Annotated in this window: 15 protein-coding genes and 1 pseudogene; 7 read left to right on the forward strand and 9 right to left on the reverse strand. The window is 68.6% G+C overall.

The features are described from left to right. Positions 1–125 precede the first annotated feature (125 nt). A pseudogene (locus tag QF206_RS00425) lies at positions 126–1,445 on the reverse strand (bifunctional o-acetylhomoserine/o-acetylserine sulfhydrylase); the annotation flags it as partial. A 132-nt stretch (positions 1,446–1,577) separates the two neighbouring features. After that, on the reverse strand, positions 1,578–2,681 hold the full coding sequence (locus QF206_RS00430; protein WP_281487229.1) for an acyltransferase family protein: 1,104 nt from the start codon (positions 2,679–2,681) through the stop codon (positions 1,578–1,580). A gap of 138 nt (positions 2,682–2,819) precedes the next feature. Here QF206_RS00430 and QF206_RS00435 point away from each other — a divergent pair, with 138 nt between their 5' ends. Genes QF206_RS00435 through QF206_RS00455 form a run of 5 tightly spaced genes read left to right on the forward strand, consistent with a single transcriptional unit; the run spans position 2,820 to position 6,473 of the window. After that, positions 2,820–3,545: a Type 1 glutamine amidotransferase-like domain-containing protein gene (locus tag QF206_RS00435; RefSeq protein ID WP_281487230.1), complete on the forward strand. Its 726-nt coding sequence runs from the start codon at positions 2,820–2,822 to the stop codon at positions 3,543–3,545. 35 nt (positions 3,546–3,580) lie between these two features. Then, entirely contained in the window at positions 3,581–4,240 is a 660-nt protein-coding gene (locus tag QF206_RS00440; protein WP_281488092.1) for a uracil-DNA glycosylase, read from the forward strand. A gap of 12 nt (positions 4,241–4,252) precedes the next feature. Next, on the forward strand, positions 4,253–5,149 hold the full coding sequence (locus QF206_RS00445) for an ABC transporter ATP-binding protein (RefSeq protein WP_281487231.1): 897 nt from the start codon (positions 4,253–4,255) through the stop codon (positions 5,147–5,149). After that, on the forward strand, positions 5,146–5,952 hold the full coding sequence (locus QF206_RS00450) for an ABC transporter permease (RefSeq protein WP_281487232.1): 807 nt from the start codon (positions 5,146–5,148) through the stop codon (positions 5,950–5,952). Before QF206_RS00445 ends, QF206_RS00450 begins: the two co-directional genes overlap by 4 nt. Continuing rightward, a complete protein-coding gene (locus QF206_RS00455) occupies positions 5,952–6,473 on the forward strand; it encodes a GNAT family N-acetyltransferase (protein WP_281487233.1) in 522 nt (173 codons plus the stop codon). Before QF206_RS00450 ends, QF206_RS00455 begins: the two co-directional genes overlap by 1 nt. 85 nt (positions 6,474–6,558) lie before the next feature. Here the strand turns inward: QF206_RS00455 and QF206_RS00460 are convergent, their stop codons facing one another. Then, the gene (locus QF206_RS00460) at positions 6,559–7,188 is read right to left on the reverse strand and encodes a hypothetical protein (protein WP_281487234.1); all 630 of its coding nucleotides are present in this window, start codon (positions 7,186–7,188) and stop codon (positions 6,559–6,561) included. Between the two features lie 109 nt (positions 7,189–7,297). Between QF206_RS00460 and QF206_RS00465 the strand changes: the two genes are divergently transcribed. After that, on the forward strand, positions 7,298–8,734 hold the full coding sequence (locus QF206_RS00465; RefSeq protein ID WP_281487235.1) for an amidase: 1,437 nt from the start codon (positions 7,298–7,300) through the stop codon (positions 8,732–8,734). 58 nt (positions 8,735–8,792) lie between these two features. On the opposite strand, the gene QF206_RS00470 is transcribed toward QF206_RS00465, so the two are convergent. Then, on the reverse strand, positions 8,793–9,332 hold the full coding sequence (locus QF206_RS00470; RefSeq protein ID WP_281487236.1) for a Fe-S oxidoreductase: 540 nt from the start codon (positions 9,330–9,332) through the stop codon (positions 8,793–8,795). Between the two features lie 35 nt (positions 9,333–9,367). Between QF206_RS00470 and QF206_RS00475 the strand changes: the two genes are divergently transcribed. Then, positions 9,368–10,591, forward strand: coding sequence for a glycosyltransferase (locus QF206_RS00475; protein ID WP_281487237.1), 1,224 nt, complete (start codon positions 9,368–9,370; stop codon positions 10,589–10,591). Positions 10,592–10,684: 93 nt separating this feature from the next. Here the strand turns inward: QF206_RS00475 and QF206_RS00480 are convergent, their stop codons facing one another. From QF206_RS00480 to QF206_RS00500, 5 genes are all read right to left on the reverse strand, one after another. After that, the gene (locus QF206_RS00480) at positions 10,685–11,422 is read right to left on the reverse strand and encodes a PspA/IM30 family protein (RefSeq protein ID WP_281487238.1); all 738 of its coding nucleotides are present in this window, start codon (positions 11,420–11,422) and stop codon (positions 10,685–10,687) included. Positions 11,423–11,496: 74 nt separating this feature from the next. Next, positions 11,497–13,521, reverse strand: coding sequence for a TPM domain-containing protein (locus QF206_RS00485; RefSeq protein ID WP_281487239.1), 2,025 nt, complete (start codon positions 13,519–13,521; stop codon positions 11,497–11,499). Positions 13,522–13,576: 55 nt separating this feature from the next. Continuing rightward, entirely contained in the window at positions 13,577–14,440 is an 864-nt protein-coding gene (locus tag QF206_RS00490) for a hypothetical protein (protein ID WP_281487240.1), read from the reverse strand. Then, on the reverse strand, positions 14,437–15,375 hold the full coding sequence (locus QF206_RS00495) for an RNA polymerase sigma factor (RefSeq protein WP_281487241.1): 939 nt from the start codon (positions 15,373–15,375) through the stop codon (positions 14,437–14,439). Before QF206_RS00495 ends, QF206_RS00490 begins: the two co-directional genes overlap by 4 nt. A 41-nt stretch (positions 15,376–15,416) precedes the next feature. After that, on the reverse strand, positions 15,417–17,267 hold the full coding sequence (locus tag QF206_RS00500; protein WP_281487242.1) for a phosphoenolpyruvate carboxykinase (GTP): 1,851 nt from the start codon (positions 17,265–17,267) through the stop codon (positions 15,417–15,419). Positions 17,268–17,322 lie beyond the last annotated feature (55 nt).

Consider the following 17,322-nt stretch of genomic DNA (forward strand, 5'->3'; position numbering starts at 1 on the left):
GCGATCGCGGGGGGAGTGTTACGAGTCGGCCGCCGGGGCGTCTTCGGCGGCAGACAAGACGAGCGGATGCCGCAGGCTCGCGCCCGCGGCATCCGCTCGTCAGAAGGAGTTCGCTCCGATACGGCTTAAGCGTTGACGCTCGCCGCCACCACCTTGCGCGCGGCAGCGAAGCCGGCCTCGAGATCGGCCTTGATGTCATCGATGTGCTCGAGCCCGACCGAGAGGCGCACCAGCCCCGGCGTCACACCGGTGGTGAGCTGCTGCTCAGGAGTCAACTGCGAGTGCGTCGTCGATGCCGGGTGGATCACGAGGCTGCGGACGTCGCCGATGTTCGCCAGGTGGCTGAAGAGCTTGAGGTTGTCGACGAACGCGCGGCCCGCGTCGACCCCGCCCTTGAGCTCGAACGAGAGCACCGCTCCCACACCCTTCGGCGCCACCTTGTTGGCGGTCGCGTACCAGGGGCTCGACGGGAGGCCCGAGTAGTTCACCGAGGCCACATCAGGGTGGTTCTCGAGCCACTCGGCGACCGCCTGTGCGTTCTGCACGTGGCGCTCGATGCGCAGGCTCAGGGTCTCGATCCCCTGCAGCAGCGTGAATGCGCTGTCGGGCGAGATGGCCGCGCCGAGGTCGCGCAGCAGTTGCACCCGCGCCTTGATGATGTAGGCCACTCCATCGCCGAGCACGCCGGTGTAGCTCACGCCGTGGTACGAGGCGTCGGGCTCGGTGAGGCCAGGGAACTTGTCGGCGTGCTTCGACCACTGGAATCGTCCGCCATCGACGATCACGCCGCCGATCACGACGCCGTGGCCACCGAGGAACTTCGTCGCCGAGTGCACGACGATGTCGGCACCGTGCTCGAGCGGCTTGATGAGGTAGGGCGTCGCGATGGTGTTGTCGACGATGAGCGGCACGTCGTTCTGGTGCGCCACCTCGGCGACGGCGCTGATGTCGAGCACGTTGATCTTCGGGTTGCCGATGGTCTCGGCGAAGAAGAGCTTCGTGTTCGGGCGCACGGCGCGCGCCCACTCGTCGACATCGTCCTGGTTCTCGACGAAGGTGACCTCGATGCCGAGCTTCGCGAGCGAGTACTTGAACAGGTTGTACGTGCCGCCGTAGATCGACGACGATGACACGATGTGGTCGCCCGCCTGCGCGATGTTCAGCACCGCGAAGGTCGAGGCGGCCTGACCCGAAGCGAGCAGCAGCGCACCGGTGCCGCCTTCGAGTGCGGCGACGCGCTCTTCGACGACGGCCTGGGTCGGGTTCATGATGCGCGTGTAGATGTTGCCGCTCTCGGCGAGCGAGAACAGGTTCTGGGCGTGCTCGGTGCTGTCGAACACGTATGAGGTGGTCTTGTAGATCGGCGTGGCACGCGCGTTCGTGGTCGGGTCGGGCGCAGCGCCGGCGTGGATCTGCAGGGTTTCGAACTTCCAGTCGCTCATGGGGTGCTCCTTGGGGTGGTGGGCGTCAGGCTCGGGGACGAGGCTGGTGCCCCGCTCGCAGAGTCACGATAGGCAGCGCTGCGAAAGCGGGTCAATGGCCGAGCAACATGGCGTAATGCAACGTGCTGCACACCTTCAGCCTGATCCCGTCGGCCCGGGTCTGGACGTTCGGCGCGATTCGCTCTCGCTCTCACGGAACAGCCATTCGGCGCGGGGCTCGATGAGCGGTTGGAAGAACCGCCGCACCGGACTCGTGCCGAGCAGTACCGATAGCGCCGCGCCCACGGCGATCATGGTCACGAGCAGCAGATTCGGTGCCGCGGTGCCCTCTAGGATCCCGGACTCCCTCAGCGGGTAGAGCGCGAAGCTGTGCAGCAGGTAGATGTACATCGTCGAGCGGCCGAAGGGCGTGATCCACAGCTGCCGGTTGGTCACGAGCGTGAGGAACGCGATGGCCAGCACCGCTCCGAGCATCAGCACTCCGAGCCGGACGAGCCCGAACCACCATTCCGCATCGCCGAGGCGGTCGTAGGCGCGGTCGTAGAAGAACCAGTAGCGCAGGTCGGTCTGGCGCCAGAGGTCGATGCCGATCCAGACGATCACGGCCCATGCCGCGAAGAGCGCGACCGCCGCGATGCGCACGGGCCAGCGGGGGATGAGGCCGGAGAACCAGCGGCGCACCAGATCCCATTCGCGCATTCGCCAGCCGAGCACGAAGAACGGGAGGATGCCGATGGCCCGGGACAGCGAGAACGTCTTGTCGACATTGTCGAGGTAGCCGATGCCCACCGAGGCCGCGATCGCGAGCAGCAGAGGCCACCGGATGAGCGCGAGGTAGGGGAGGATCAGCCGGAAGATCGCGAGCGCCAGCAGGAACCAGAGCGTCCAAGAGGGCGTCGTGGGGTCGAACACCCGTCGTCCTTCGACCACGAACTTCACCGTCGTCCAGAGCGACTCCATGATGGCGTAGGGCAGCAGGATGTCGGTGATCATCCGCCTCATGCGCAGCTCTGTCGGCGGTCCCGCCTTTGAGAAGTAGCCGCTGATGAGCGCGAAGGCCGGCATGTGCCAGGCGTAGATGAAGAGATAGACGCCGAGCGCGAGGTCGCTGTCGTGGATGAGCCGCTGGATGGCGTGCCCGATCACGACGAGTGCTACACAGAGGAAGCGAGCCGTATCCCACATCGGGACGCGAGGCGGCGGCGTGCGATCAGTTGTCGCGGCGGCCGGTTCGATCATCGGTTCGCAGCATAATCCCCCCGAATGGGGCACGCCATGTCGGCCGATCGGGGGTCGAACGGGCCGGCGGGTGCCGGATGGAGGCGGCGGAATCGGGTACGACGTGCCGGGTGGCTCGGTGCGATTACGCTCTCACCCATGAGCATTCACCTGGTCGGCGGGGGCTGGCCGCCCAGAGACGCGGGCGCCGTATTCGTCCCGTTCCTCGAGGAGTGCGCCCAGCGGGCGAGCGCCTCCGGTCGCGCCGTGCCGCGAGTCGCGCTCGTCCTGGTCGTCGCCGAGCGCGATGGCGGCGAGCGGTACCGTGACGACTTCGAGCGGATGCTGCGCGACGCCGCTCCGGTCGAACCGGTCACTTCGCTGCTGCTCGAAGGCGAGTCGCTCGAGACCGCCGTGCTCAGCGAGATCGACGGTCTGCTCATCGGCGGTGGATTGACCCCGGCATACCTCGACGCCGTCGAGCCGATCATCGGGCAACTGCGTCTGCTGGTGGCCGATGGCCTGCCCTACCTCGGCTACTCGGCCGGCGCGATGATCGCTGCCGACGCCGCGATCATCGGCGGGTGGCGCATCGGCGAAGTGCCCGTGTGCTCGGAGCAGTGCGGAGAAGACCTCGACCAGGTCACCGTCGCCGCGGGCATCGGGCTGGTCGACCTGAGCATCGATGTGCACGCTGCGCAGTGGGGAACGCTGACACGCCTCATCGCCGCGGTCGAGGCCGGCGAGCTCGACTCCGGGCTCGCCATCGACGAGCACACTGCGCTCATCGTCGGCGAGGGCGCGCTTCGTGTGGTCGGCACTGGGAGCGTGTGGAGCGTTCACGGCGGTGACGACGGAGTCGTCGTGGCGACGATCGGCCAGTGAACTCGGGCGCGCTCGCGGTGCCGTCGCTCCAGGGCATGGATCCCGGCTGGGTCCGTGCGCTGTCGCCTGTTGCTTCTGACTTGGAACGAGTCGTCGCTGCGCTTGCGGAGCGCAGTGCGAGTGGCGAGCACTACCTGCCGCCGGCGGACGCTGTGCTTCGTGCGTTCCAGGAGCCGTTCGACCACGTGCGAGTGCTCATCGTCGGCCAGGATCCCTATCCGACTCCGGGTCACTCGATCGGACTGGCATTCGCTGTCGAGCCGCACGTGCGGCCACTGCCGCGGAGCCTCAAGAACATCTATCGCGAACTCGCCGACGACCTCGGAGTCGAAATGCCCTTGCACGGCGACCTGCGTCACTGGGCAGAGCAGGGGGTGCTGCTGCTGAACCGCGTCCTCACCGTGAAGGCCGGAGTGGCGGGCTCTCACCACGGTCTCGGGTGGGAGGCGATCACTGCGCGCGCCATCACCGCGCTCGTCGAGCGAGGCGGGCCGCTCGTGGCGATCCTCTGGGGCCGCCACGCCCAGAAGCTGCAGCCGCTGCTCGGCGATGTGCCCGTCATCGCCTCGGCGCACCCGTCGCCGTTGTCGGCGAGGAACGGATTCTTCGGCTCGCGGCCCTTCAGCCGGGCCAATGCTGTGCTCGCCCAGCAGGGGGCGGCTCCCGTCGAATGGACGATCCCCGCTCAAGACTGAAACAATGTCAGCATGCCCCAAGGCCGACAGATCGCCGTCTCTTCGCTCACCAAACGCTTCGGCCCAGTGGAGGCCGTGTCGAATCTCAGCTTCTCGGTAGAGCCGGGGCGCGTCACCGGATTCCTCGGCCCGAACGGTGCGGGCAAGACCACCACGCTGCGCATGCTGCTCGGTCTCGTCGCCCCGACTTCCGGCACCGCGACGATCGGGGGCGAGCGCTACCGCGACCTCGACTCGCCGCTGCGCACCGTGGGCACCTCGCTCGAGGCCTCGAGCTTCCACCCGGGGCGCAGCGCACGCAATCACCTCGCGGTCTACGCGGATGCCGCCGGCATCCCGATCACTCGCGTCGACGAGGTCCTCGAGCTGGTCGGCCTCGGCGCTCACTCCGGACGGCGAGTCGGCGGGTACTCGCTGGGCATGCGCCAGCGGCTCGGGCTCGCATTCGCGCTGCTCGGAGACCCCGAAGTGCTCATCCTCGACGAGCCGATCAACGGACTCGACCCCGAAGGGATCCGGTGGATCCGGGTATTCCTGCGCGAACTGGCCGCTGAGGGCCGCACCGTGCTGGTCTCATCCCATCTGCTCAGCGAGGTGCAGCAGACGGTCGACGAGGTCGTCATCATCGCCAAGGGCCGACTGGTCTACCAGGGTCAGCTGAGCGGGCTCGGTGGTGAAGCCGTGGTCATGGTCGACGCGCCTGAGCGCGACCGTCTGCGTTCGGCGCTCGCCGGCGCCTCCCTGATCTTCAGCGAGAGCGACAGCGGGTTCGCCGTGCGCCACACCGACGCGATCGCGGTCGGTGCGCTCGCACTCGCCTCGGGCGTCGCGCTCCGTCATCTGGCCGACGAGCGGGCAGCGCTCGAACAGGCGTTCCTCGAACTGGTCCAGGAGGGCCCGCAAGCATGAGACTGGTCCGCTCCGAGTTCCGCAAGCTCCTCACCACTCGTATCTGGTGGGTGCTGCTCATCGTCGAGGTGGCGTATGTCGCCTTCATCGCCGGGCTGTTCGCGCTGCTCTTCTCCACTGGCGCCGACCTCGGCGACGGGGCTGCCGCCCCGGCGCCTGAAGGCATGCACGAGCTGGTCTACAGCGCGGCCAGTTCAATCGGCTACGTGTTCCCGGTGCTGCTGGGCACGCTCGCCGTGACCAGCGAGTTCCGTCATCAGACGCTCACGCCCACGTTCCTCACGACTCCGCGTCGTTCACGAACGCTCTTGGGCAAGATCGTGGCTCTCGCGATCATGGGCGCCGTCTTCGGCATCGCCGCGTTCGCGATCGCACTGCTCGTCGGCGCTCCGCTGCTGGCAGTGGGCGGGCTCGACACCGGCCTCGGTGACCAGGAGACTTGGCTCATGGTCGCACGCGGCGTGCTCGCGCTGATGCTGTGGTCGATCATCGGAGTGGGGCTCGGCGCCCTGGTGCCGAATCAGGTCGCAGCCATCGTCATCGTGCTCGCGTTCACCCAGTTCATCGAGCCGATTCTTCGCACCGGCGCGGCGGTCTGGGAGTGGGCCGCAGATGTTGGCAAGTTCCTTCCCGGTGCCGCGAGCGATGCGCTCGTGGGTGCGAGCTTCCTCAGCATGGCGGCCGCGCCGGGCAGCAGTTCGGCGCTGCTCGAATGGTGGCAGGGGGCGCTCGTGCTGGTGGGGATCGCCGCGATCCTCGTCGGCATCGGGTCGTTCACGACGTGGAAGCGCGACGTCAGCTGATGCACGGGGCCGCGGCCGGAGCGGCGGGGATCAGCATCCGCGATGCGGAGCCCCGCGACCTCGGCGCGGTGCGCGAGATCTACAACCACTACGTCGCGACGTCCACTGTCACATTCGATGAGGACGGCTGGACCGAGCAGGAAGTCGTCGCGAAGTTCGACTCGGTGGTGGCCAAGGCGCTGCCGTTCCTCATCGCCGAGGACGACTCCGGCGTGGTGGGCTTCGCGTATCTCGCGCCCTGGCGTGTGAAGGCCGCGTACCGCTACACGGTGGAGAACTCCATCTACCTCGCAGCGTCGGCGACCGGGCGCGGGGTCGGGGTCTTGCTGCTCGACGCGCTACTCGATCGCGCGAGAGCCGCCGGCATCCGCGAGGTCATCGCCGTGCTGTCCGACGAGGGCGCCGATGCGTCGCACCGTCTGCATCTCCGCGCGGGGTTCCGCGAGGTGGGCCGCCTCGAGCACGTCGGATTCAAGTTCGATCGGTGGCTCGGCATCGTGCTGCTGCAGAAGTCGCTCTGAGCCGGTCGGCCGCTCAGTGTCTGCCCGTGTCCCTGGCCGCCGAGGCCCGGTCGACGGGCCAGAGCGTCAGCGGTAGACCAGAGTGTCAGCGGTAGACCTGTGATGCCACTTCGGCGGCAAGCTGCTGTGCCTCGGCGTGGGCCTGATCGCCACCCGGGGATGTGATCACCGAGATCCAGCTCGTGCCCCGCAGAATGTGCAGTTCGGAGGGCACGATCTGCGAGTCGCCGGTCTTCTCGTAGCGGATGGTCTCTTCGCGTTGCTCTTCATTGAGCCCCTGCGCCAGCAGGTCGTTCATGACCCCGGGGCGGGTGGAGGGCGACAGGGGTGCGACCGAGAGCACGATGAGGGGCGTCTGCATCGTCTCGCTTCCGAAGACGCAGCTGATCCCGCCGGCGCGTTCCTCGCCGGTGGGCTCCGCGAAGTACGAGGTGCCGTATTGCCCGCCGGGCCCGCCGAGCAGGTCGAGGTGGCGGGTGTCGAAGTCGGCGGCGCGAGTCGGGGAGAGGATCTCATCGCACCGCTCTGGCAGCACGAACCTCATGTCGGCCGGCTCGTCGGAGGGCTCGGGCGTCTCCTCGACGACTGGCGACTCCGGTTCGCTGGAGGGCTCGGGCTCAGGGGTCGGCTCGGGCGCCGCCTGGGCGCAGCCGGTCAGCAGGAGCGCGACCGCGGCGATCGGGAGCAGCAGGTGGCGCACAGGACGAGTGGGCATGGATTCCCTTCTGGACCGTTCAGACCCGATCTCCCTCGAAATTATGCCGGAACCCCGTACGGTTCGACGCCGCCCCGGTTACAGCTCGCGCTTCGCTAGCCTCGAAGTCATGGCCGAGCTCCACGATCTCACCGCCCGCGAGCAATTGCGGCTGTTGCGCGACCGCCGACTGAGCCCGCTCGAGCTGGTCGACCACTACCTGGCGCGGATCGCACTGCTCGACCAGACTGCGCAGTCGCTCGGCGCCTTCATCACCGTGACCGCTGAGGCGGCCCGCGAGCGAGCACGTCGATTGGCGGATGCCGGACCAGACGACTCGCCCCTCTGGGGCCTTCCGACAGCCGACAAGGATCTCACCGCGCGCGCGGGCGTGCGCACCACGTATGGCTCGAAGGCGTTCGAGCACTACGTTCCTGAGCGAAGCGATGCCCTCGCGATCGCGCTCGACGCCGCGGGCACCATCAGCCTCGGCAAGACGAACACCCCTGAGTTCGGGCTCCCTGGCTACACCGAGTCGGATGTGGCGCCACCGGCCCGCAATCCGTGGCGGACCGAGCTCGGCGCCGGTGGATCGTCGGGCGGCGCTGCCGTCGCCGTCAGCGCGGGCATGCTGCCGGTCGCGCCGGGCTCTGATGGCGGCGGGTCGATCCGGATGCCGGCGGCGGCCACCGGCCTGGTTGGCCTCAAGCCGTCGCGCGGCCGCGTACCCAGCGGCACCGGCCTCACCATGCTGGGAGGCCTCGGCGTGCACGGGCCGATCGCTCGCACGACGGGCGATGCTGCGCTGCTGTTCGAGGCCATGCTCGCAGGCCCGTACCGCTTCGCGACGCGTGCGCCCGCCGATCAGGGATGGCTGGCCGCTGTCGACCGGCCGGAGGGGCGCTTCCGCATCGCGGTGCTGCAGGGCACCCCGTGGGACGGCTGGCGCGACGACTTCCCCATCGTCGAGCACCAGGAGGCGACGGATGCCGTCGGCTCCGCGGTGCGCGAGCTCGAGGCGCTCGGGCACGATGTCGGCATCCTGCGCCTCTCCGGCCACGAGCAGTACGCGGCCGCCTTCCACACGATCTGGCAGGCCGGTGCGTCGACACTGCCGGTGGGGGAGGACCAGCTGTCGTCTCTGCAACCGCTCACCCGGTGGCTTCGCGAGCGAGGACGTTCGCTCGGGGCGCCCCGGCTCGCGGAGGCGCTCGCCGCACTGACCGAGTTCGAGCAGCACCTGATCGAACTCATCGAACCCTGGGATGCGGTGCTCACCCCCACGCTCGCCTGTACACCGAGGCCCATCGGGTGGTACGACCCTGACGATGGGGAACGGAACTTCGCGCAGCAGGTGCAGGTCATGCCCTACACGAGCATGCTGAACGCCGCCGGCCTCCCCGCCATCAGCGTGCCTGTGCATGTGACCGCCGAGGGCCTCCCGATGGGGGCGCAGCTGTTCGCGGGCCCGGGGCAGGAGAAGATCCTGTTCAAGCTCGCGTCGCAGCTCGAAGCCGCGATCGGCTGGCAGCATCGGCATCCGCCGGCATGGAGCGCCGAACGCTAGAGCGAGCGCCGGTCTTCCGCTTCGCCCGTCCGGCGTCCTGCTGGCAGGGGCGACGATCTCAGAGGTAGCCGCCGTCGCGCAGGCCCGCCTCGATCTCGAAGCGATTGCGCAGGGGATCACGACCCGCCGCCAGGTAGAGCACCGGCAGGACCATCCCATAGTGACGCCACTGCTCCTTGTGCACGCGCTCATGCCGCATCACCCGGTCTGGCGGGGTCCGGTCGGTGAGGAACGCGGCGCCCACGGTTGTGCCGCCGCGACCGAAGGCCCAGGCGGGCAGGCCCGTGACCACCAGCATCCCGTTGCGCACTCGGATGCGCCCGCCTCCCAGCACGCCGCCCCACACAACGCCGAAGACCGTGGCTGCCGCGAATCCGAGCCGCGTGACGAGGGGGTTCAGCAGGAGATCGCGAACCCCCGGGATCCGTCGTCCTGCCTGAACCACACCGTTCGCCGCTGCCTCGGCGACGCGCACCGCGAGCTTGCCGCCGACGCGTGCCGCGAGGACGGCCAGACGAGCCCCGTGCGCGGTGTCAGCCGCCGCCCTGCCGAGCCTTCGACCCGTGTTGCGCGTGCTCGGTGCGACTTCAGAAGGCATATCGGCACGATACTCCGCGCCGTTACAGTAACGATGTGACAGTGGGCATCCGACGTGTGGCGATGGTGAGCATGCACACCTCGCCCGCTGCTGCCCCGGGAGTGGCGGATGCCGGCGGCATGAACGTTGCAGTGAGCGCCCTCGCCGCGGAGCTCGCCAGGCTCGGCGTCGAGGTCGATCTCATCACTCGTGCGAGCGACGGTCAGCGCGTGGTCGAGCTCGGCGAGCGCATCAGTCTGCACGAACTCGGTCCTGGCGGAGCGCTGACCAAGGCACAGCTTGCCGCGGTGGCTGACGAGTTCGGGGAAGCGGTGGCCGCCCTCGCGCGGCGGCGCGAGTACGACGTGATCCACGCGCACTATTGGCTCAGCGGGCTTGCGGTTCTACCGGTGGCCCTCGAGCTCGACGTGCCGTTCGTGCAGAGCTTTCACACGCTCGCTGCGATGAAGAACCGCGCGCTGCCCGTCGGCGACCGGCCGGAGCCCGGCGCACGCGCACGGACCGAGAGCTATCTCGCCGGGCAGGCAGCCGCGGTGATCGCGGGATCCACCGCCGAGGTGGACTGCCTGATCGACCACGTCGGCGCGCCCGCTGAAAACCTCTGGGTCATCCCGCCGGGCGTCGACACGGGCCTGTTCTCGCCTGAACGGGCACGCGACGCCACCGCATTCCGCAAGCGACACGGCATCCCGCTCGGGCGGCCCATCGTCGCCCTGGTCGGGCGTGTGCAGCCTCTCAAGGGGCAGGAACTGGCAGTTCGCGCGGTGGGAGCGATGCGCAGCTTCGACGGGCAGGACCCAGTGCTCGTGATCGCCGGCGAACCCACGCCGGGGGAGCGCGCATATCTGACGTTTCTGCGTGGCGTCGCGCACGAGCTCGGCATCGACGACTCCGTGCACTTCGTAGGAGCTCTCGACCGTGACGAGCTCGCGGTGCTCCTGGCTTCGGCCGCGCTGTGCGTGATGCCGTCGCACTCCGAGACCTTCGGCCTGGTCGCCCTTGAGGCTGCCGCGAGCGGAACACCCGTGGTGGCCTCGCGCTCGAGCGGGTTGAGCGAATCGGTGGCCGACGGCCGTAGCGGGGTGCTCGTCGATGGGCGCGATCCCGTCGATTGGGCCCGCGTGATCCAGCGCCTCTTGTCAGACCCGGCGGTCCTCGCGACCCTGTCTGCCAGGGCCCGAGGCCACGCCGAGCAATTCAGTTGGGCAGGCTCCAGCCGATCGCTGCTCGCGGTCTACGGAGGGCTCGGCCACTCGTAGCCGCCGCTCGGGCGCACGAAGCGCCGAGCGTCCAAGCGGAACCGGTCGGGCCTAGCCGACCTGGCCTAACCGGTCGGGCCTAGCCGACCTGGCCTAGCCGGCCGTGATCGCGCCCGAGCCTCCGCCGGACTTCAGCTGCGCCAGCCGCGCCTCGACTTCGGACTGCTTGCCGAGATCCTCCAGACTGTTGAACTGCGCATCGAGGCTGGATGCCGCGAGCTCCTGAGCACCGACCACCTTCGCCTCTTCCCGGCGGATCTTCTCCTCGAATCGGCCGATCTCGCTGGTCGGGTCGAGCACGTCGATGCTCTTCACCGCGTCCATCACCTGCTGCTGCGCTGCCGCCGTCTTGGAGCGCGCAACGAGTTCGTTGCGCTTGGCGGTGAGCTCGTTCAGCTTCTGCCGCATGGTCTCGAGACCACGCTTGAGCTGGTCGACCACCTGCGTCTGGCTCGCGATCGTGGGTTCAACGGCGCGCGCCTCCGACTCCGAGGTCATCTGCTTGCCGATCGCGACCTTCGCGAGCTGATCGAACTTGTCAGCGTTGATCGTGTCGCCTGCGGCTCGCAGTTCATCGGCCTTGGTGCTCGCGGCGAGCGCTTTGCGGCCCCAATCGGCTGCGGCTTCGAGGTCTTCTCGATGGTCCTGCTCCATCAGGCGCAAGTTGCCGATGGTCTGCGCGACCGCCTGCTCGGCCTCCGCGATGCTGTTCGTGTAGTCGCGCACGAGCTGGTCGAGCATCTTCTGAGGGTCTTCCGCCTGGTCGAGCAACGCGTTGATGTTCGCGCGCATGAGCTGTGAGATGCGGCCGAGAATCGATTGCTTCGTCATGGGTGAGGTCCTTTCCCGCTGGTCGTGCTTGTCATGGTTCCACTGCTGGTGATGATGCGATTGGCTGGGGCAGCTCAGAATCGTCCTCCTCCGCCGCGAGCCCCTCGCGCAGAGCCGCCGAAACCTCTCCCGGCTCGGCCTCCCCCGAAACCGCCGCCAAAGCCTCCGCCGAAGCCGCCGCCTCGACGTGAGCCGCCTCGACGTGAGCCGCCCGATGGGAAGCCGCCGCCGCCCCAGGAACCGCCCCGGCCGCCGCCGCTGATCATGCCGCCGATGATGCCGCCGAGGATGGCGCCGCCGAGCCCGCCGCCGAAGCCGCCGCCCGAACCGCCTCCGCCCCAGTTGCCCAGGTCGTTCTGGAAGGTGCTGGTGTCGCGCTGAGCTGCCTGGAGCGCCTGCGCGCCGAGAGAATGGGCGCGCTGCGCCGCTTCGAGCGCGCGAACCGGATCGACGGCCGCTTGCTCGACCGCGAAGCGCAGCATCCGCTCGCCCTCCGAATATCTCGTGCGCGCCTCTGCGCCGACGCCCCCTCTTCGGGTGTTGATGAAGTCGCTCGCGGCGGCGAGCTGGGCCTGCGCCGCTGTCAGCGTCGAGTCGAGCGCGGTGCGGGCGCGAGCGATCTGCGCCTGCTGATCGCGCACCGCCGCGAGCTGCTGATCGAGTCCGCCATGAGCCCGCTCGACCTCAGCCAGCGAGGTGATCGGGTCGGCCGGGTCGGCGGCGGCCTGGAGTGCGTTCTGCGCAGCGCTGATGGCCGCGGCGAGCGCAGCCGTATCGACGACGCCTGTGGCTCGATCGCCCCCTGAGCGCACCGTCGCTGCCTGATCGAGGTCACCCCGCAGATCGCGGACTGCCGCGTCCAAGCTCGATGCCGACTGGTCGAGTCGTCGACCATGCTGGTCTATCGCGTCGAGGAGATGATCGATCTGCTCCGTGGCCTTCTGCGCGGCCTGTACATCGATGGCCGCTTCTCCTGTCTTTCCCTCGGATAGCTCACGCGCAGCGTCGGCCATGGCATCCCGCTGGAAGGCGAGCAATTGGTTCGCCTGGTCGTGGTTGGCCGCCACCGGCTCGAGCGCGTGGGGGGAGTAGCGCTGTTGAATCGTGGCCAGCCGCTTGGCGGCGTCGCGGACCCGCGTCTCCAGTGCCGTCGCGTCGGCCTGGAGCTGCGCAAGGATGCGGGGAGCGTTGGTCTCGAGCTCCCGCAGCCGGTCGAAGGCGTCGGCCTGGGCATCGAGCTCGGCATCTGCGGCTTTGGCGAGCTGGATGATGCGCTCGCTCCATTCGCGTCGCTGCTGAGGCGTGTCGGGCACGGAGTCGTCGAGCTGCTGTTGCAGCGCGAACGCCTCTTTCGCGCGTTGCTTGGCGTTCGCGATCGCGGCCGCGAAGGGCGCGCCCGCGTCTTCCCCGAATTGCGCAATCGCGAAGCCCAGTTCCTGCTCGCTCGCGCCGATCGCATTGTCGAGTTCGACGAGGAGCCCCGCGGCCTGGCGCTGCAGGGACTGGAGTTGTGCTTCGGCGTTCGCCTCGTTCTTCCGCTTGGTGCCTCGTCGTCGGAGTGCGACGACGACGAGCACGACGACCACGATGCCCGCGACGATGAGCACCGGCACCCACGGGAACCCGGGCCCTGTGCGCGCCTCGCCGAGCGCCTTCGCATAGTCGATGATGCCGTCTGCCCAGCGGTCGGCAGAGAGCGCGGGCAGCAACGCGGTGTTCTCCGCGTCGGCGAGCTGCGCGTCGGTCAAGGGGAAGGCGCTGGTGACATCCACTTGGTACAGGCGGTCGTCGACCGCGATCGCCAGCAGCATGTCGCGGTCGCCGAGCTGGTTTCGGGTCGCCGTCTCCGCCGCCCATCGGGTTCGATCCTCGGGGTCGCTGAAGGCGTCGACTATCACGACGTAGAGGCCGAGGTCGGTGTCGGCCGCCAGGCCTTTCACAGCCGTCTCGACTTCTCCGAGGCGATTCCCGAGCACCCCGGCGCGGTCGACGACGTACGCGCCGTTGAGATCCACGGGCGCTTCCGCTGGTGCGGCGGTGGTTCCCAGCAGTGAACCGAAGGCGAGCGCAGCCGCAGCGATCACAGCTGGAAGGCGCATCGGCATCCTCTCGTCGCAGGCTCTGACCGGAGTCTACGACGGCTCGGGAAACGCGTCAGCCGACAGTGAGCGAGACAGGCGCCGACACGGCGTGGATCGCACCGCCATCCTCAAGCGTCAGATCGACGGATGCCATGAGCTCGTACCCGCCGGGGGACAGGGGCGCGGTGTCGCCTGACTCGAGGGCTTCGTCGCTCGTGCACGACACGGCGTCGAACACCCCCGTGAACGTGTGAGATGCGCCCGGCGCGAGGTCGACCTCGACCGCGAGGGCGATCATGGCGCCGTGCGTATGCCAGAGCACACGTGCTCCATCGGTGATCACGAGTGTTGGGAGCGGAGCCGTCCAGCCCGTGATGCGCGAGCTGCTCGTATTCGTGATCGTGACGTCGGCTTCGACGGCATTCGCTCCGGGCGCGGCCTGGGGCGCCTCCACGGCGACCGTGACCGGAGCGGTGGCTGAAGCCGCTGGAGCCGGATCGCCGCAGCGGAGCGGGGCAGGAACGCTGGCGTCGCCTGAAGCGCCTTCTGCAGAGCCGTCGTCGGGTGCCGGGTGTGCACCGGTCGCGCCGTTGGACATCTCTGCCTCCCCGTGGCCGTGATCGGTGGCAAGGGGAGCGGCGGAATCCGTCACCGTACTGCTCCCGTTCCATTGCTGCAGGGCCTGCACGCCGACCGTGCCGACGCCCAGGAGGGCGAGCGAGCACACCGCGGTCATGGCGACGAGACGGGGTCGCCGTCGGGCTCGGGCGCGCCGAGCGATGTCGCTCGAGTCGAGCGTGCTGCCGTCGGCGAGAGAAGCGAGGTCGTGCAGACCCGCTCGAATCGTCGACTCGTCAATCGAGGGCGGCGCTTCGTCAGCGCCGTGGCGCTTCCCGGGATCGCCAGTCGAGCGATCGGTCGAGGTGTCGTCGGTCATCGCCGTGCTCCTATCGTGTGTGCGCCTGGGGAACCGGCTGCGACGGCGCCGCCGGGCGACCCGGCCCGTCGGTGCGCGCCGCGCTCCGCGGTGGCGGCCTCATGCGGAAGGGGGGATGGCTGGGAGCGCCCGAGTTCGGACGACAGCTTCGCCATCGCGTCGCTCAGGTAGCGCTTGACCGCACCTGAGCTGATGCCAAGAGCCGCAGCGATGTCGTCGACTTTCAGGTCCTCGTAGTAGCGCAGCACGATGCATGCCCGCTCTCTGGGCGCCAATCTCATCAACTGGCCCGCCAGGTCCAGCCGGGTGTCGGTCTCCTCGCTCGCTGAGGGCCGGGCATCCTGCTCGAATGCGAGCGGGGCGATGCGACGCCAGCGGCTGCCTCGTCGCGCGCGATCGACTGTGCTGTTGAGGATCGCGCGGCGAACATACGCTTCCGCGCGTTCAACCGGGAACCCGTTCTGAAGCCGGCTGAACGTCCGAACGAGGGCGTCCTGCACCATGTCGGCACCGTCGTCGGAATTCCCGGTGAGCAGCGTTGCGTAGCGCAGCAATGCATCGCCCCGCTCGCGCACCAGTTGCTCGACCGTGCGCTCCCAGGCGGGCGCGCTGCCGCGTGCAGCCGCTCCGCCGTCGACGGCGTCCAGCGCCTGCTTCGCGACGGCAGCACCTTCCGGCGCGGACGTCACTGTGGCCGAACCGCCGGAAGGACTGACGGACGCATCGCGATTGAGCACGCGGTCTCCTCTCGTAGCCTTCACATTCTCAGACGCCGTGCGGCACGAAAACGTTGGGGCGAACCGCAAAGACGCAAAATCGTGAGCGAACGGGCTCCCTGGGTTGCAGCTACGCGCCGACTTGCGTCGTCGCACGAGAAACGGCGGATGCCGCGGCTCCTCGTCTCGAAAGACGATTTCCGCGGCATCCGCCGTCAAACCTGCTCGAAGTGCACCGGCTCGGTCAGCGAGCCCGGGACTCATTCCACGCCGTGCAGGCGGGAACGCAGCTCGCCCAGCTGCTGGATGACGCGCTCGGGCACTCGCTCGCCGAAGCGCTCGAAGAACGCCTCCATGTCGTCGGTCTCGACGAGCCAGCGGCTTGCGTCGATGTCGAAGAGCTTCTGCCAGGTGTCGTCAGAGATCTCGAGGCCGTCGAGGTTCATCTCGTCGCGCTTCGGCAGGTTGCCGATCGGTGCCTCGTCGGCATCCGCCTGTCCATCGACCCGGCGGAGGATCCAGTCGACAACGCGGGAGTTCTCGCCGAACCCGGGCCAGAGGAACTTGCCGTGCTCGTCCTTGCGGAACCAGTTGACCTGGAAGATGCGCGGCGCATTCTCGCCCAAGCGGTCGCCCACGTTGAGCCAGTGCTGCCAGTAATCGGCCATGTTGTACCCGCAGAAGGGCAGCATCGCGAAGGGATCGCGACGCAGTTGCCCGACAGTGCCTTCGGCGGCCGCCGTCTGCTCAGAAGAGACCGTGGCGCCGATGAAGACGCCATGCTCCCAGTCGCGCGCCTCTACCACCAAGGGCACGTTGGTTGCTCGGCGGCCGCCGAAGATGATCGCGTCGATGACGACGCCCTGCGGGTCATCCCACTCGTCGGCGATCATGGGGCACTGGCTTGCAGCGACCGTGAACCGCGAATTGGGATGAGCGGCAGGAGAACTGGATGCCGGGGTCCACTCGTTGCCCAGCCAGTCGGTGAGGCGCTCCGGCTTCTCGTCGGTGAGCCCCTCCCACCAGACGTCGCCCTCGGGGGTGAGCGCGACATTGGTGAAGATCGTGTTGCCCCAGAGCGTGTCGACCGCAGTGGCGTTGGTCTTCACGCCGGTGCCCGGAGCCACGCCGAAGAATCCGGCCTCCGGGTTCACAGCGCGAAGGCGACCCTCGTCGTCGATGCGGAGCCAAGCGATGTCGTCGCCGATCGTCTCGGCCTTCCAGCCGGGAATCGTCGGCCGGAGCATGGCGAGGTTCGTCTTGCCGCAGGCGCTGGGGAACGCCGCTGCGACGTGGTAGACCTTGCCCTGCGGCGACGTCATCTTCAACAGCAGCATGTGCTCGGCGAGCCAGCCCTCGTCGCGCGCCTGGACCGAGGCGATGCGAAGGGCGAATCCCTTCTTCGCGAGGAGCGCGTTGCCGCCGTAGGCGGAGCCGAACGACCAGATCTCGCGTGTTTCGGGGAAGTGGCTGATGTACTTCGTGTCATTGCACGGCCAGGCCACATCGGCTTCGCCTTCAGCAAGAGGTGCTCCGACGGAGTGGACGGCTGCCACCCACTCGGTGTCGGGGCCGATCTGCTTGAGCGCCTCGGTGCCCATGCGGGTCATGATGCCCATGCTCGCGACGACGTACGGAGAGTCGGTGATCTCGATGCCGACCTTTGTGAAGGGCGAATCGAGCGGCCCCATGACGAAGGGGATGACGTACATCGTGCGCCCGCGCATGGCGCCGTCGAAGAGACGCTCAAGGGTCGCGCGCATCTCGGCAGGGGCTCGCCAATTGTTGGTCGGCCCCGCGTCCTGCGCCTTCTCGGAGCAGATGAAGGTGCGCGCCTCGACGCGTGCGACGTCGTCGGGGTTGCTCCGCGCGAGGAAGCTGTAGGGGCGCAGCTCGGGGTTCAGCCGCGTGAGCGTGCCCTGACGCTCCATGAGCCGGGTGAGGCGATCGAACTCGGCGACGGAACCGTCGACCCATTCGATCGAGTCGGGCTTCGTCAGTGCCGCGATCTTGTCGACGAATGCCACCACGCGCGGGTCGGCATAGTCGGGTGCGGCCTCGGTGTCGTGTTCACGTGACAGCTGCGCACGTGACAGCACTGGAATCGTCATCCCGACCTCCTCAGATGTCGCCGGGCCCGATCGAGAAGGGGTGGTCAACGCTCGG

Origin of the sequence: Ruicaihuangia caeni (genome assembly GCF_029952955.1) — a bacterium.
GTDB classification, from domain to species: domain Bacteria; phylum Actinomycetota; class Actinomycetes; order Actinomycetales; family Microbacteriaceae; genus Ruicaihuangia; species Ruicaihuangia caeni.

Excerpts from the sequence above, each read along its gene's own strand:
- QF206_RS00450 (WP_281487232.1), top strand. The coding sequence starts at position 5,146 with ATGAGACTGGTCCGCTCCGAGTTCCGCAAGCTCCTCACCACTCGTATC.
- QF206_RS00500 (WP_281487242.1), bottom strand. The coding sequence starts at position 17,267 with ATGACGATTCCAGTGCTGTCACGTGCGCAGCTGTCACGTGAACACGAC.
- QF206_RS00440 (WP_281488092.1), top strand. The coding sequence starts at position 3,581 with ATGGATCCCGGCTGGGTCCGTGCGCTGTCGCCTGTTGCTTCTGACTTG.
- QF206_RS00435 (WP_281487230.1), top strand. The coding sequence starts at position 2,820 with ATGAGCATTCACCTGGTCGGCGGGGGCTGGCCGCCCAGAGACGCGGGC.
- QF206_RS00470 (WP_281487236.1), bottom strand. The coding sequence starts at position 9,332 with ATGCCTTCTGAAGTCGCACCGAGCACGCGCAACACGGGTCGAAGGCTC.
- QF206_RS00465 (WP_281487235.1), top strand. The coding sequence starts at position 7,298 with ATGGCCGAGCTCCACGATCTCACCGCCCGCGAGCAATTGCGGCTGTTG.
- QF206_RS00485 (WP_281487239.1), bottom strand. The coding sequence starts at position 13,521 with ATGCGCCTTCCAGCTGTGATCGCTGCGGCTGCGCTCGCCTTCGGTTCA.
- QF206_RS00445 (WP_281487231.1), top strand. The coding sequence starts at position 4,253 with ATGCCCCAAGGCCGACAGATCGCCGTCTCTTCGCTCACCAAACGCTTC.
- QF206_RS00460 (WP_281487234.1), bottom strand. The coding sequence starts at position 7,188 with ATGCCCACTCGTCCTGTGCGCCACCTGCTGCTCCCGATCGCCGCGGTC.
- QF206_RS00490 (WP_281487240.1), bottom strand. The coding sequence starts at position 14,440 with ATGACCGACGACACCTCGACCGATCGCTCGACTGGCGATCCCGGGAAG.
- QF206_RS00430 (WP_281487229.1), bottom strand. The coding sequence starts at position 2,681 with ATGATCGAACCGGCCGCCGCGACAACTGATCGCACGCCGCCGCCTCGC.
- QF206_RS00480 (WP_281487238.1), bottom strand. The coding sequence starts at position 11,422 with ATGACGAAGCAATCGATTCTCGGCCGCATCTCACAGCTCATGCGCGCG.
- QF206_RS00455 (WP_281487233.1), top strand. The coding sequence starts at position 5,952 with ATGCACGGGGCCGCGGCCGGAGCGGCGGGGATCAGCATCCGCGATGCG.